Origin of the sequence: Mycolicibacterium sp. 624, assembly GCF_040548615.1 — a bacterium.
GTDB lineage: Bacteria > Actinomycetota > Actinomycetes > Mycobacteriales > Mycobacteriaceae > Mycobacterium.
In genome coordinates this window covers 111,704-124,910 of the sequence record NZ_JBEPRZ010000004.1, presented here as the reverse complement: position 1 = coordinate 124,910, position 13,207 = coordinate 111,704, and the positions used below count along the sequence as shown (strand labels likewise).

Below are 13,207 nucleotides of genomic sequence, written 5' to 3'. Positions count from 1 at the left end.
GTCGGCGGTGTCAAGCGTTGCGAAGGAGTGCTTGCGGTGATCGGCGCCGCGGCGTGGTCGTCTGGCAAACGGAACTACAGATTTGCCACCGCCGCGCTACGCGAGGGTCGGTTCATGTGGTTGTTCACCCGTATCGCTGCGGCGAGTTGCTTTGCCCTCGCCATCCTGGTCGCCATGGTGCAGGTCCACCCGGCCGGACCCAGCGGCATGGCTGCGCGGGGCGCACAGGCCGCCGTACTGCTGTCGGCCGTTGCGGTGGGGGCTCGCTGGCGGTGGGGGTTATGGCCGTCCTATTGGCAAGCGGTGATCGTCGCTGTGTGGCTGGACGTGTCGATTGCTGTCCTCGCGGTCACGATGTCGACCCCGGTGGCTGGGCTCTGCGTCGTGTTGTTCATGGGGCTCAACGGGGTGTTCGTCGCCTTCCTCATGGGCTGGCGGACCCAGATGGTGCATCTCGCGTTCTGTTGCGCGGTCATCGCGGTGATCGTCACGGACGCGGCCTTCGGCGCGGGCGAGGACCTCGCGACGGTGGCCCTCCTGCTCGCCCCCACCCTCACCTGGGTGCTGGTGGTATCGCTATGCGGCTCCTGGCTGGTCGAGTACGGGCGCAAGGCGGTCCGCGAGACTGCGCGCTCAGCCCACTACGACCCACTGACCGGTCTGCGCAACCGACGCGGCATGTACGCCGCGGTCAAAAGCGCACTGAGCCGGACCGGTGACCCGATCACCATCGTGGCCGCGGTGTGCGATATCGACAGGTTCAAGCAACTCAACGACCGCGACGGGCACGCGGCCGGTGACGCCGCGCTGGTTGCGAAAGCCGAGCAGCTGAGACTACTGGCGGCTCGTGCCGAACTCACCGCCCGTATCGGTGGTGATGAGCTGGTCCTGGTCGCCTTCACGGCCGACACCGAGACCGACGTCGCGGTCGGGGAACTGCTCAACAGGCTTGATCCGCTCACCCGCGCCGACGCCGACGTTCCCCTGACGGCCAGCGTCGGCATCGCGACACACAGCACTAGCGACCCGCATTTCAGCCTCGACGATGTCCTGCGGCATGCCGATGCCGCCATGTATGACGCGAAACGCGGCGGGGGCGGGGCGTGTGTTGTCTACCGGCCTGGACTAACGCAGCCTGCCAGGCACGCAGCGGCCGTCCACCGTTCCGCTCCGCTGGTCGAGTGTGACTGCCACAGCTAGCAATTTGCCCCGTCAGGCAAAGATCCTGCACGGAGAACCTTCCAGGATTCGTGGATAATGTGTCGGTCCGTTAATATTTAGCAAACGTCGGACACTCAACCCTGGAAGGTCGGCGATGAGCCGCTGGAAAACCTGGAGCATGGATTCGAACGCCCCGGTGCGCGCCGCCTACGTTGTGCCAGCGCTCTTGGGTCTGACCATCGCCGCCATTTCGGCGACCGCCTGGATCAAGAACTTGGCAACCGACGATGCGCTGTACTACCCGACCGTCGCCAGGAGTATCGCGTCCGGCTTGGGGTCTACATACGACGGTTTTACCCAGACGAATGGCTATCACCCTCTGTGGTGCTGGTTACAGATTCCGATTGCCGCATTGACCAGTCCACTCGGAGACATCACGTATCTCTGGTTCGTGAAGCTTCTCGTTGTGATCGTGGCAGCGCTCGCCGTAATCGTGTGGGGGCAGCTGATCCGTCGGGTGACCGGGTCATCTTGGATGGCAGCCACTTTCGTACTTCTTCTCGGCGCTTACTGGTGGAGCGTCCATACGCTGTACAGCGGGATGGAAACCCCGCTCGTCGTGCTGATGATGGGGGTCGCACTGCTACTCGCGCACCGCCTGCTTGAGAACCACTCGACGCGTACTGCAGTTGCGCTAGGTGTGGCCATGGCGGCAACGCTTCTCGCCCGGCTGGATTCGGTCTTCTTCCTTGGTGTACTTGGCTGCGTGGTCTTGCTCCGACTGCGCAAGAACATCAAAGTACTCGCCGCGTGGCTGATCCCGATGGTTTCCCTGCCGCTGCCGTACCTATGGTGGAATTACACTGTATTCGGCAATTTCGTGCCGGTCAGTGGCATCAGAAAGTCCGTTTCCACGCTAGACCTCGAAGCACAGCTCAAGATACTGACCGGATTTGCCTCCGGGAAGCTCACGAAACTCACGACAGTCCTGAACCCTGCCGCGCTGATGCTCGTCGCGCTGGTGGCCATCCTCTTCGTCACCGCAATGTGGTTGAGCCGAAGCGAGATTGGCGAACAAGCCCGCCGGTTGAACCTGTTGTGGACGGTTCCCGTCGGGGCAGTGCTGCACTTCCTCTACATCGCCACTTTCATGGTGGAAGCCAACGTCTCCTGGTACCAGTACTCGGAGTATCTGACACTGTTCCTCGCGATCTCGGTGGCGGTAGCAAGCGTCACCTCATGGCTGCAGGCACGGCGGCTGCCAGAATCCGTGCAATGGTTGCCCTTTGGCGTGGTCGTCGCCGGTGTGTTGACATCCGTGCTGGCGTTCGCACCCAAGGCATTGCCCGATATCGCCAATGTGCGTTCCTACGAGACCGCTTCGTGGGCGAAAGAGCACCTGGATTCAGCGGATGTGCGATTTGGGATGTATGACCCCGGTGTATTTCGCTTCGTGTCCGGCTTCAAGACGATGGCGCTCAACGGCTTGGCCAGCACACCGGAGGTAACGGCACTCGTTCTGGACGGGAACTGGACCGACATCATCGCCAAGTACAACATCAACTATGTCGTTCAGTTCGTCGCCGAGCAAGATATCGCCGCGATCCCCCAGCAATACGTCAAATTCCGCACAGAACCGTTCGAAAAGTACTTGTGGCGATACGACGCCAAGATGCCCGGTCGATTTCTGATCTTGGATTCCTCGTACCCAGGCATCAATTCACTGATCTAGTGCTCTAGTTCAGGTCGGGCGGGAAGTACCACGCCACGCCCCACGCATTCATCAGCACCCCGCATCCGACCAGTGCCCAGAACCATTTGCTGGTGTCCTTGTTCACATAGGTCGCAAGCAGGACCAGCAGGCACGGCATGGCATCCAGCATGAAACGGTATCCGAACTGCACCCAACCGGTGTTGTAGTAGAGCAGCAACGGAACCATCAGCAGCGCAACCGAAATCCACGCGCCCACATTCAGGGTCGTCTTCCTGAACGCGAACACCAGGAATACCAGCGCGGGGGTCGTGAGCAGGATACTCATTCCGTCGACGTGCGGATGCATCGTTCCCGTCGCCGGCTCCCAGACTGGTCCGGCGAGAAACATCGACCACAGATTGTGCGGAACGTAGTGCAGGTCAAACTGTCCGTATTTGTCGAGGACAGTACGCAACACGAAATCGACGTTCTGGTCGAAGTATCCGAAGTCGGTGGGGTCTCCGAACCTGGCGTAATTGTAGGCCGCCAGCAGCCCGACACTGACGGCCGCCGGAGCCAGCGCGGCAGCGACACGGCGCAGCACTACCGAGCGGTCTGTTGTGCCGGTCCCGCGGCTCGCGATCACGCACAATGCGATGAGCAGCGGCGCCATCAGCACCATCGTCGGTCTGCCGAGCATTGCGATCGCGAGCGCTACACCGGCCCATGTGGTGGCACGGAATTCAACCGCAAGCCACACGGCCAGCAACGCGAACATCAGGGCGCAGACCTGGCCGAGGAACCAGACCGAGCCCTGGATCGACATGTACCAGTGCACGGTGCCGAACCCGACCATAAGGGCGAGCAGCACCGCGTGCAGCTGTGTCGCCTGCGACAGTCCGCGACGGCTCAGTGCCCGGACGATCAAGTACGCCAGTGCCACATTGGCGCCACCGATCGCACATTCGAAGGCCGTGGTGTAGATGTGCTCGACACCGAGAAGTGCGACCGCCGGAAGCAGCATCAGCGCGGGCAGCGGAGGGAAGGGGACGTACCACTTTCCGCCGCTGCCAGTCAGATCATGCGTCGTCGATGGATTCTCGATGTTGAGGTGTCCCTGTAGGAATGCCTGCGCCAATTCGTCGAACTGTGAGATCGGGGTGTAGTACCGCCCGATCGTGAAGATGGACAACACGTACGCGCACGTGACCCCGAACGCGAGCAACAGTGCCCGAATCAGGTCACGCTTGATCTCAGCTCTCGCGGGTTTGCTCGAATCTTCTGAGGGCGTGCCCTCGACATCGTCCAATGCGGGTTGCCGACCGATCACCGGCTAATGATGACAGAGATGTGGGCGCACGTGGACTCTCGCGAGAATCGCCGAATCTCCGTGTGATTGGAGTGGCCGCAGCCACCTACTAGGGTCAAGTTATGGCATCTAACGCTGCGCTGACACGCTGGCGTCCTCTCGCCAGGCAAGCCCTCGATCGACTGCGGTGTGCGGCGGGGGCACCGGCGTTGGCTCGGCGCCGCAACCGCGGGCGGCTGACCATCCTCATGTTCCACGGCGTCGAACCGAAGCCGCTGACACCGGCCTGCTGGCATGTGACGGACAGCGATACCTTGCGGCGCCAGCTCGAATACGTTCGTGGGCATTTCACGGTACTGCCCCTCGCCGAGGCCCTGGATCAGATGCAGTCCGGTCGGCTGCCCGACAATGCGGCGGCATTGACGTTCGATGACGGCACCCGAAATCTGCTGACGCACGCCGCACCGATATTGCGCGACCTTGCGCTACCCGCCGCAGTTTTCCTGGCCACCGGGCCGATGGGCACGCCGACCACCCTGTGGCCGGATCGGCTCTGGTTGGCCTTCGCCCGCACGACCGCGACGCAGGTCGACCTCGGCCCGATCGGGCTGGAAGTCATGCCCCTGAGTTCTGATGCCGATCGAGAGACGAGCTACGCATCGGCGGTGCACCGATTCAAGGAGCTGCCCGACGCGCAACGTTCGGAAAGGCTCGATGATCTCGTCACGGCACTGGGTCAATCGGAGTGCACCGATCCCGGCCCGTTTCAACTTCTCTCCTGGGACGAGGCCGACGCACTCGCTGACGATGGGTTGATCAGTCTGCACCCGCACACTGCGACCCATCCGATTCTGTCACGCTGCCACGACGACAAGGTCGACGTCGAGATCACCGAGTCCTGTGCCGCTGTCGGTCAGGCAGTCGGCAGTCCACCTCGAATCTTCGCCTATCCCAACGGTCGCGCGCAGGACTTCGACGACAGAGCCAAGTCGGCGCTACTCCGCTGCGGTGTGCGATGGGCGTTGTCTACGTCATACGGATTCGCCGATGCAGGCGACGATCCGCTGGCGCTCCCGCGCGTACCGATCGGCAGTGACCTTTCGTGGCCGGCATTCAAACTCTTGGTGTCCGGCCATCCGCTCGGCTGACGGCTGGGTCATTCGAGGACCTGCAACCGGTTATAGGGCAGCCCCGGCAGGCTGTCGTAGTCCCAGCGCAACCCAGCTTGTTGGTAGGTGCTGCCGATCGACGCTGCCGTGGCGCCGGGGTTCATTTCGAAGCTGATGCTCAGCGGCGCACCGCCCTTATCAACGATGAAAGCACCGTAGGTCTGCAGCGCACGCCCGACGGCCCGCACCGCGGGTGTCAGGTTCAGCGCTTCGAGATCGACAGCAGGATCGAGTCGGACACGGGCGCCTTCCGGTATGCAGTCCGCACGATCGGAGTCTCCATCTGTCTTGATGGCCGGCGGACGGAAGTCCGTCCGACATGCATTGTCGGTCTGCAGCGCCAGTGCATGCGGGATCTCGCCAGCCGCGATCTCGGCAATTCTGATCACCCCGCCGAGCCGCGATGCGCCCGATGCGGTTCCGGCACCGGTGCCTCCCCACCCGGAACCCGCGAGGTTGTGGACGGCCCCCCAACCGGCCGTCCACGTCCCACCGACGAGCCGACCCTGCCAGAACTCGTAGGTCCGCTGGGCGGCCTCGTCGACCACAACCATGGCGCCGTCTGAACCCGGGCTGGGCTTTGCGCCGGTCGGGATCGGCACCTGGAAGCCCTTCAACGGGCACGGTCCCCAGTTGGTGACGGTGCAAGTCACGGTGTACCTCGGCGTCGTTGAGTTGGCGGTGTAGACCGGAACACCAAACGCAACGAGGTTGGCGTACAAGGCGTTGTCCCGAGACATCCGGGCGACCATCGCCGCGCTTTTCGGGTCAATTTGAGCACTCTGGGAAATCGGAGTCCGGAACGGGCTGGTAGCGCTGAAAGGAATGCTTGCCGTCGCGCCGGACCCATCGGGTGGCGTGGTGGTCGTCGGCGTGGTCGTCGTCGGCGTGGTCGTCGTCGGCGTGGTCGTCGTCGGCGTGGTCGTCGTCGGCGTGGTGGTCGTCGGCGTGGTGGTAACGACGCTGGAGACAGCCTCGACGGTGTCCACCATCAGGTTTCGGTCGCACACGCCGCTCACCGCAAGATCGTTGCCGAATCCGATACCCAGCTGCTGTGGGCCACTCGGAATGGCGATGTTCGCGGTGTAGTCCGTCCACTTGGTGGCAGTGACATTGAAGCCGGCGACGCTCTTCCCTGCGACGTACACAGTCATTCGCGGTGCCCCCAGACACTGGGTGCCTCTGGCGCGAATCACCACCTTCGACACGGAGTCCGGTTCCAGCCCGATCGAGGCGGTGCCGTTGCGAGTTAGTCGCAACGCGCTTCCGCCGGTGGCTGTCGAATCGGTGACGACGGAACCGCTACTCACCGGTAGCACCGTAAAGGTATCGGCCTCCAAAGGGGTTGCCGCAGTGGCCGTGCCGGGGTACTGAACGGCAACCACGACAGCGACAGTCAGCGAAAGCAGCGCGAGAAATCGGGCAATCAACACAGGCACTCCCCAGCGAAGTAGCGGCGTCCTTCTAGTCGAGACTCAGCTTTCACTTAAGCCACTTCGTTAACAACAGCCCCTGGACATCACTTCGGTAACAACAAACGACACCTGATCGCGGTATGGCGATCAGACATCAGCGCGCCCCACGCGCGCACTGGCGCTCAATTTCACCTAAAGATGGAGTTCTCGCAAAGTGCGAATAATTCACCAAAGATGACAAATGTTGACGAGTTCACCGCGATTAGCGCTAGCCAGGAGGCAAGATACGACCATTCAGTTTCACTTTTCAGACCTCATGCCCGCAGGATTCGACACAAACTGCGGCTAAGCAACAACCGACTGCGCGTTTGCTACTGCCGCCCGAAACAGCCGCCCGAGCACTCCACACCGCCGAATAAGTGCAGCTGAATCGGCCTCGCATGCGGGTGTCGAGCTGCCCTGTGGCCGCTACTCGTCACAATAACCAGTTCGCCGGCTCCGATCGAGATCTAGCTAACGTTGCGGCCATGACGCATGGCAACATACAGTCGGGGCCAAATGGTTCACAGGTTGACAACGCGGGAGTGAGTTCTTGAGAGATACTTTGCGACGGTTCGTACGTGCGAACGTGGCCCTGAGCGACCGCCTCGCCCCGAAGGTCATCCACACGTCGCACGCGTACACGCGCTACACGAACGCCGGAACTGCACTGCTCGAGCGCGGGCCCGCGACCGTCCTGGACGTCGGGGCCGGTCGGCAGTGGCATTTTCCGCCGTCATTGAAGAAGCCCGGCATGAACCTCATCGGGTTCGATATCGACATCGCAGAAATGTCGGACAACGCCCTCCTTGATCGGAAGGTGTCGGGTGATGCCTGCCAGGGCCTAGGCGTTCCCGATCAATCTGTGGACCTGATAATGGGGCGCGCTGTCATTGAGCACCTACACGACACCGAATCGTTCCTGATAGGTGCAAATGCCGCTCTTCGCGAGAACGGCCACCTCATCATCACCTTTCCGAACAAGCACGCACCGTTTGCGGTCTTGAACCGAATACTGCCTCGACGCGCGGCAAAGTGGCTCCTCACCCACCTAGTGCCCGGCTCATCCGGAACTCTTGGATTCGAGGCCTTTTACGATCGGGCAAGTTATCGCGAGTTCAAGCAGGGACTGATTGACGCGGGATTCGACATCGAAGAAGAGTACGTAAGCTATTTCTCCAGCTGGTATTATTTCCAGTTTTTTGTGCCACTATTTATCGTGGGCTTGGCGCTTGACTCTCTGTTCTACGCGTTAAAGAGGCCGCGCTTTGCCGCGTACTTGACGTTTGTCGGCAGAAAACCAGCTCGAGCCGCCTTGAGCTGAAATCGGCTCTCGCGCAAAGGAATCTACGCGCGCCGTGCGGCCACGTCACGGATCGAACGCAGGTTCCTGACTGCGCGATACCTTGGCACCTCGACAATCAGCGATCACCCTTCGACTGTACGATATAGTGCCTGACCACGTGATATACCTTGCGTTTACGCGGATCCAGACCGACGACCCCTCATTTGCCATCGACCACCACCAGATGGCCGTGACAACTACTCCTCCGGGCACTGGCATGTGCCACCGGAAAGGGAGCGAGCGATGCAGACTTGCGCCAACGGGCATCAAAACCCCGAGAACCAGCCGTTCTGCGGGGAGTGCGGCTCGTCGACGCAGACATCCGTGGCAATCTGCCCGAACGGCCACACAGTGCCGTTGCGACAGAAGTTCTGCGGACAGTGCGGGGCCCCCGCCGCCTCTCCACTGGCCGGGTCGACACAGTCGTCCTCAGGCCGTTGGACCACGGACCCCTACGACCGTCACCAGTATCGGTACTGGGACGGCTCGAAGTGGACGGCACACGTCGGCGACGTCGGAAGCCTGGGAGTCGATCCACCACCTATTCGCACCATGTCCCGCTCCGACCGATGGATCGGTGCGATCGCGGGCGTCGTGACGGTTGTGTTGTTGGTCGGCGCCATCAGCGCGATCCTGACTCGCTACGCGCCAGACACCGCGCAGGACCAGACAGCCGCCCAGGCAATGAGCAGTGTCGCCGTCGAGCCGCCCGCCCCGGCGATCAGCAGTGCCGCCGTCGAGCCACCCGCGCCGGACATCAACGCCGCGCCCCCACCACCGGACAACCCGTGGCCGGTGGCGGTGGTCGGCACGCCCTGCCATCCCGAAAGCAGCAACTCGGTCGCCGTCGACGGTTCGATCACGTACTGCGTCAACCTCTGGGCTACCAACACCTACTTGTGGTCGCTGGTTCCAGATCAGGGAGTGGTGACCAATCAGGCGGCAGCCGGCACCAACCCGTCAGTCGCCCTGTGCATCGCCCAGACAGGCCGCTCCGCTGATGACTGCGCCGAATACCTATCGCGTCCCAGCACCCCCGGGGACGGCGCGGCACCCCCCGCAGCCCCCGCGGCCCCCGCGGCCCCCTGACAGGGGATCGGGAACTCGCGCCGGAAAGTCGGCTACCTCAACGGGATTCGTCGATCACCTCGCTGTAGAGACCACCCAATCGGGCAACCCACGCCGGCAGTGAGTAGTTCTCCTCGGCCATCGCCCGAGCCCGCACACCACAATCTCGGGCGAATTCGGTGTCTCCGATCGTGCTCACCAACGCCTCGACAAGGGCGTCGACGTCTCGCAGCGGTACCAACCTGCCGTTGACGCGGTCTTTGACGATCTCGCGTGTCCCGCCGGCGTCGGCCGCGACTACCGGTAGTCCGCAGGCACCGGCCTCGATGAGCGCTGTCGGCAACGCCTCGTCCACCGAGGCCGAGACCACGCCGTCCACGGACCGCAGAATCTGTGGCACGTCCTCGCGGCGGCCGAGAAACTCGATCGAATCACCAAGCCCACCCTCAAGCACCTGCTGCTCGAGGGCTGGGCGGGTCGGCCCATCGCCGACGATCAGCAGGCGCGCATCGGGGAACGCTTCCACGACACGCTGCCAGGCGGCAATGAGATCCGTGTGGTTCTTGTCCGGACGCAGTGCAGCGACGACCGCCCACACCGGCGACGACTGTGGCTGTTGATCCCGTCGGCCTCGGTAGCGCGCGAGGTCCACACCATTGGGAATGACCCGCCACGTCTGTCGAGCCGGCCCGTACCTATGCGCGTACACGTCGTGAATGTGTTGAGAGACAAAGGCCAATCGGCCCATCCGCGCGGGGATCCGAACCGATAGCCGCTCCTTGAGCCGCCCCGCCCACCCAAGACCCGGCTGCGGACTCACATGGAGGGTGGCGACCACCGGCTTGCCCGCTAGTCGCGCGGCCATCGGCACCAGAATCGCCGAGTAGTCGAGATGCGCGTGCACCACATCCACTGGCGCCCGCCGCAAGGCGCGGACCAGTCTCACGAACCCGGGTACGTCTAACAAGCGACGGACCGTGAGATAGTGCGGACGCATCCCGACCTCAGCGAGTCGGCCGGCCATCGCGTCACGATCTGGGCGTTGCGGAGACAGGCTGGCCACCGAGACGTCAAGGGCCCGCGGACCATAGCGTGCCAACTCGACTATGAGGTTCTCCGCGCCACCGAAGCTGAAGGTGTCCAGGACCATCAGTACGCGGATGGGCGTACGCGTGGCACTGCCCGCTGGTTCATCGCCGGTCATACCCGCTGCCTTTTCAGTCGATGTTCGCCAGAGGTCTGGCGATGCCGCAGGCGCAGCATCAGCCCGGTTGCCGCCGCCGTCGCCACACCGACAATCAGCGCCCCGGCTATCCAGACCGGCGCGACGCCGCGATCGGTCACCTCGTTGGCCTCGCCAACCGGGGTCATGGAATACCAGGAGTCAGCTTCAAGGTCAGCCAGGTTGGCCCGCCCTTGGATCACCGCGGCATCCAACGCTGCCGCTGCCGCCGCGGGATCCGGGTCCGTGACGCTGATATCGATAACCCCGCGGACCGTGTCGGCCACCGCCGCCACTGCGGGTTGTCCTCCCACGATCATCGCCGCGTAGCTGGGTAGCACCACCGTCCGCGACCGGATGTCGAGCGTATAGGCGTAGTAGTCGGACATCATTGCGGTCGGTACCAGCGTGATGCGCTGGCTGGCGGTGGTGTGAGCGCGCTCGGGCGCCAGCGCGAGTATCCCAGCGGTCGCGGCAGTGCCGAGCAGGACTGCGACCGTCACGCGCTGGACCTGTGCCCGTTCCACCGGAATCCGCGTGCGCAGCCCTGGCAGCGCACTGCTGCCAAGAGCGCCGGCGAAGGCGAGGCAGATTCCAAAGGTCCGGAAGTAGGCGAGATGCAAGAACACACTCGCAATCGACCAACCCACGATTGCGGCCAGTGCCGCGGCGGCCATCGTGCGCTCGGCCGGGAATCGCTCCGGGGGTATCCGCAACGTCCGCAGGCCGATACACCAGACGAAACCCAGCACCATAACCACCCAGCCCACCAGTCCGACAATCCCGGTCTCCGCGGCGATTTGGGCGTAGAGGTTGTGCGCCCCATCGGTGGTCTCCAGGACCGCGGTCTTGACCATGCCGGCATAGTGCGGCACCTCCCGCAGGTAGGCGCCGGGCCCGAATCCGAACCAAGGTCGATCCTCGAACATCGCCCAGGCGATCTCCTGTGCCGCCATCCGTCCCAGTACCGACGGATCGATAACGTAGGCCGTCTCAGCACTCGTGACATCGGCGACCAGGGCGACCAATCGGTTGCCCACCCCCGGGATGAGCAACACCAGTATCAACAGCGGCAGACTCTTGAACCCGCGCTTACGGGCGCTCGGGCCACTCGCGATCACCCAGATTGCCAGCGTGATACCCGCGGCAATAATGGTGCCGCGTGACTGGGTCAGATAGATGCCGGCGAACAACAGGATGACCACGGTGCACCACCCCAAGATTGGCCAGCGGCGCGCCGATCGGACGGCGCGACCAAGCAACGCGGCCGCGAAGGGAAGGCCCAACACCAGATGTCGGCCCCAGAAGTTGGAATCGGGCAACGGGCCACCGAATCGCAGGGTGGTAACCAGCTCCCCAGACGCCTCGGTGACGGCGGCAAACCCGCCGAACGACTGGGCGCCGCCGAACACGACCTGGTTGAGGACGGTGAGCGCGGAGAGCACAGCCAGCGGTATCGCCACGGAACCGGCTATTGCCCACCAGGATTGGCTCATCTGAGTGAGCAAGAGGATCACGATCAGGAACGCGCAATCCGTCGCAGTACCGATTACCACCGATATCGAGGCGGACATGTCCTGGCTGCTGAGCACCGCCAGGCTCTCGGTAAACAGGTACACGCCCACCAAGCCGATGCAGACCGCTGTGCCACGGTTGAGCCGGTCGCGCAGCGGCGCCTGGCACAGGGCAATCACCACCGCGACCACGCCCATTGCCAGCGATGCGTGAAATATCGGCACCGAGCTGTGCGAGGCGGCCACCCCGGAGAGGTTGGTGACCTCGATGACAATCATCGTCATCGCCGTCGCCGCGGGCCGTCGCACTACGTGCCATGCCGCCCACACACCACATACGCCTGCCACCGCGATGGCGGTCGCCAGCGGCCCGACGAGCGAGATGCCCAGCGCAACCAACCCGCATCCGATGACGAAGACAGCAAGGAGCCTGCCGGGTTTGACCGCCGTCAGCGTCCCCGGGTTCATCGTGGCGATGTCTGCCCAGCGGGTCCTTCTGGAGCGCTATTGCGCGCCGTCTCGCCGGACTCGTTGGTGCTCTGCCCCCGTCGCAATGCCGTTCTGCTGACCAACATCCCCAGCCCGCCACCCAGTAGGACACCGGCGAACCCGAGTGCGAGGAAAATCTGGGCACGGGTGGGTTCTGATCCGGTGGCGCTGACCGTGGATCTCACAACTTCCAGCCGGAACGGACCCGATGCGCTGGCAGCCGGGACGATCGCCTGCTGAACCACGCTGTCGAGTACCTGCTGCGCGGACGGCACGGAATTGGCCTGGACGGTCACACTGATCAGCGTGGTGTCCGCGATCGCGCCGGCCTCCAGGCTCAGGTCGGACTCCGGGACAGCTGCCGCACCCGCAGCAGCGGCCAACCATTTGGGATCGGCAAGGACGATCGCCGCCGAACGAGTTGCCTGTCCGCGGCTGAGCACCTCCCAGAATCCGGGCGCCTGGGTCACTGGGACCTGCTGAGAGGGCAGCATCGCCAGGGTGGCCTCGGCCGTGAAGCGCTCCGACTCCCGTCCGATCAGCGTTGCCGCCGCTACCACTCCGGCCAGCAAACCGAGCAGTGCGAATCCAGTCGTGATCAGCCACGCCCGCGCCAACAGGGATCTGTCCACACCCGTTCCTTCCGGACTTCTCTGCGCGCCGTGCGGTTCGAGGCGCCGCCAACGCGATAACACGCCGGCAAGCTCCACCTCCGCGCCTGGGTACACTCTAATCCACAGCTAACCCCCGAAAGTCCCAACCAAGGCATCCGGGTTCGCCGCG

At 63.6% G+C, this 13,207-nt stretch carries 10 protein-coding genes; 5 read left to right on the top strand and 5 right to left on the bottom strand.

Translation table 11 applies throughout. The annotated features are described in order from the left end of the window. The first annotated feature begins 36 nt into the window (after positions 1–36). Positions 37–1,200 carry a GGDEF domain-containing protein gene (locus tag ABIA65_RS17155; RefSeq protein WP_354524300.1) on the top strand — a complete coding sequence of 388 codons (1,164 nt, stop codon included), beginning with the start codon at positions 37–39 and terminating at the stop codon, positions 1,198–1,200. 115 nt (positions 1,201–1,315) lie between these two features. Then, positions 1,316–2,893, top strand: coding sequence for a hypothetical protein (locus ABIA65_RS17150; RefSeq protein WP_241401308.1), 1,578 nt, complete (start codon positions 1,316–1,318; stop codon positions 2,891–2,893). Between the two features lie 4 nt (positions 2,894–2,897). On the opposite strand, the gene ABIA65_RS17145 is transcribed toward ABIA65_RS17150, so the two are convergent. After that, positions 2,898–4,184: a hypothetical protein gene (locus ABIA65_RS17145; RefSeq protein WP_354524299.1), complete on the bottom strand. Its 1,287-nt coding sequence runs from the start codon at positions 4,182–4,184 to the stop codon at positions 2,898–2,900. 101 nt (positions 4,185–4,285) lie between these two features. Between ABIA65_RS17145 and ABIA65_RS17140 the strand changes: the two genes are divergently transcribed. Then, positions 4,286–5,311 carry a polysaccharide deacetylase family protein gene (locus ABIA65_RS17140; protein WP_354524298.1) on the top strand — a complete coding sequence of 342 codons (1,026 nt, stop codon included), beginning with the start codon at positions 4,286–4,288 and terminating at the stop codon, positions 5,309–5,311. An 8-nt stretch (positions 5,312–5,319) separates the two neighbouring features. Here ABIA65_RS17140 and ABIA65_RS17135 read toward each other — a convergent pair whose 3' ends face one another. Then, the gene (locus ABIA65_RS17135; RefSeq protein WP_354524297.1) at positions 5,320–6,642 is read right to left on the bottom strand and encodes a carbohydrate-binding domain-containing protein; all 1,323 of its coding nucleotides are present in this window, start codon (positions 6,640–6,642) and stop codon (positions 5,320–5,322) included. Between the two features lie 733 nt (positions 6,643–7,375). On the opposite strand from ABIA65_RS17135, the gene ABIA65_RS17130 reads away from it, so the two are divergent. Together ABIA65_RS17130 and ABIA65_RS17125 are read left to right on the top strand one after the other, a co-directional pair. After that, the gene (locus ABIA65_RS17130; protein WP_241401312.1) at positions 7,376–8,110 is read left to right on the top strand and encodes a class I SAM-dependent methyltransferase; all 735 of its coding nucleotides are present in this window, start codon (positions 7,376–7,378) and stop codon (positions 8,108–8,110) included. Between the two features lie 264 nt (positions 8,111–8,374). Further along, positions 8,375–9,220 carry a DUF2510 domain-containing protein gene (locus tag ABIA65_RS17125; RefSeq protein WP_354524296.1) on the top strand — a complete coding sequence of 282 codons (846 nt, stop codon included), beginning with the start codon at positions 8,375–8,377 and terminating at the stop codon, positions 9,218–9,220. 37 nt (positions 9,221–9,257) lie between these two features. Here ABIA65_RS17125 and ABIA65_RS17120 read toward each other — a convergent pair whose 3' ends face one another. From ABIA65_RS17120 to ABIA65_RS17110, 3 genes are read right to left on the bottom strand one after another with little or no spacing between them, the layout of a single operon-like run. Then, entirely contained in the window at positions 9,258–10,403 is a 1,146-nt protein-coding gene (locus ABIA65_RS17120; protein WP_241401314.1) for a glycosyltransferase, read from the bottom strand. After that, entirely contained in the window at positions 10,400–12,403 is a 2,004-nt protein-coding gene (locus ABIA65_RS17115) for an O-antigen ligase family protein (protein ID WP_241401315.1), read from the bottom strand. The genes ABIA65_RS17120 and ABIA65_RS17115 overlap by 4 nt, the downstream gene beginning before the upstream one ends. Then, positions 12,400–13,056: a hypothetical protein gene (locus ABIA65_RS17110; RefSeq protein WP_241401316.1), complete on the bottom strand. Its 657-nt coding sequence runs from the start codon at positions 13,054–13,056 to the stop codon at positions 12,400–12,402. Before ABIA65_RS17110 ends, ABIA65_RS17115 begins: the two co-directional genes overlap by 4 nt. Positions 13,057–13,207 lie beyond the last annotated feature (151 nt).

Excerpts from the sequence above, each read along its gene's own strand:
- ABIA65_RS17150 (WP_241401308.1), top strand. The coding sequence starts at position 1,316 with ATGAGCCGCTGGAAAACCTGGAGCATGGATTCGAACGCCCCGGTGCGC.
- ABIA65_RS17140 (WP_354524298.1), top strand. The coding sequence starts at position 4,286 with ATGGCATCTAACGCTGCGCTGACACGCTGGCGTCCTCTCGCCAGGCAA.
- ABIA65_RS17125 (WP_354524296.1), top strand. The coding sequence starts at position 8,375 with ATGCAGACTTGCGCCAACGGGCATCAAAACCCCGAGAACCAGCCGTTC.
- ABIA65_RS17120 (WP_241401314.1), bottom strand. The coding sequence starts at position 10,403 with ATGACCGGCGATGAACCAGCGGGCAGTGCCACGCGTACGCCCATCCGC.
- ABIA65_RS17115 (WP_241401315.1), bottom strand. The coding sequence starts at position 12,403 with ATGAACCCGGGGACGCTGACGGCGGTCAAACCCGGCAGGCTCCTTGCT.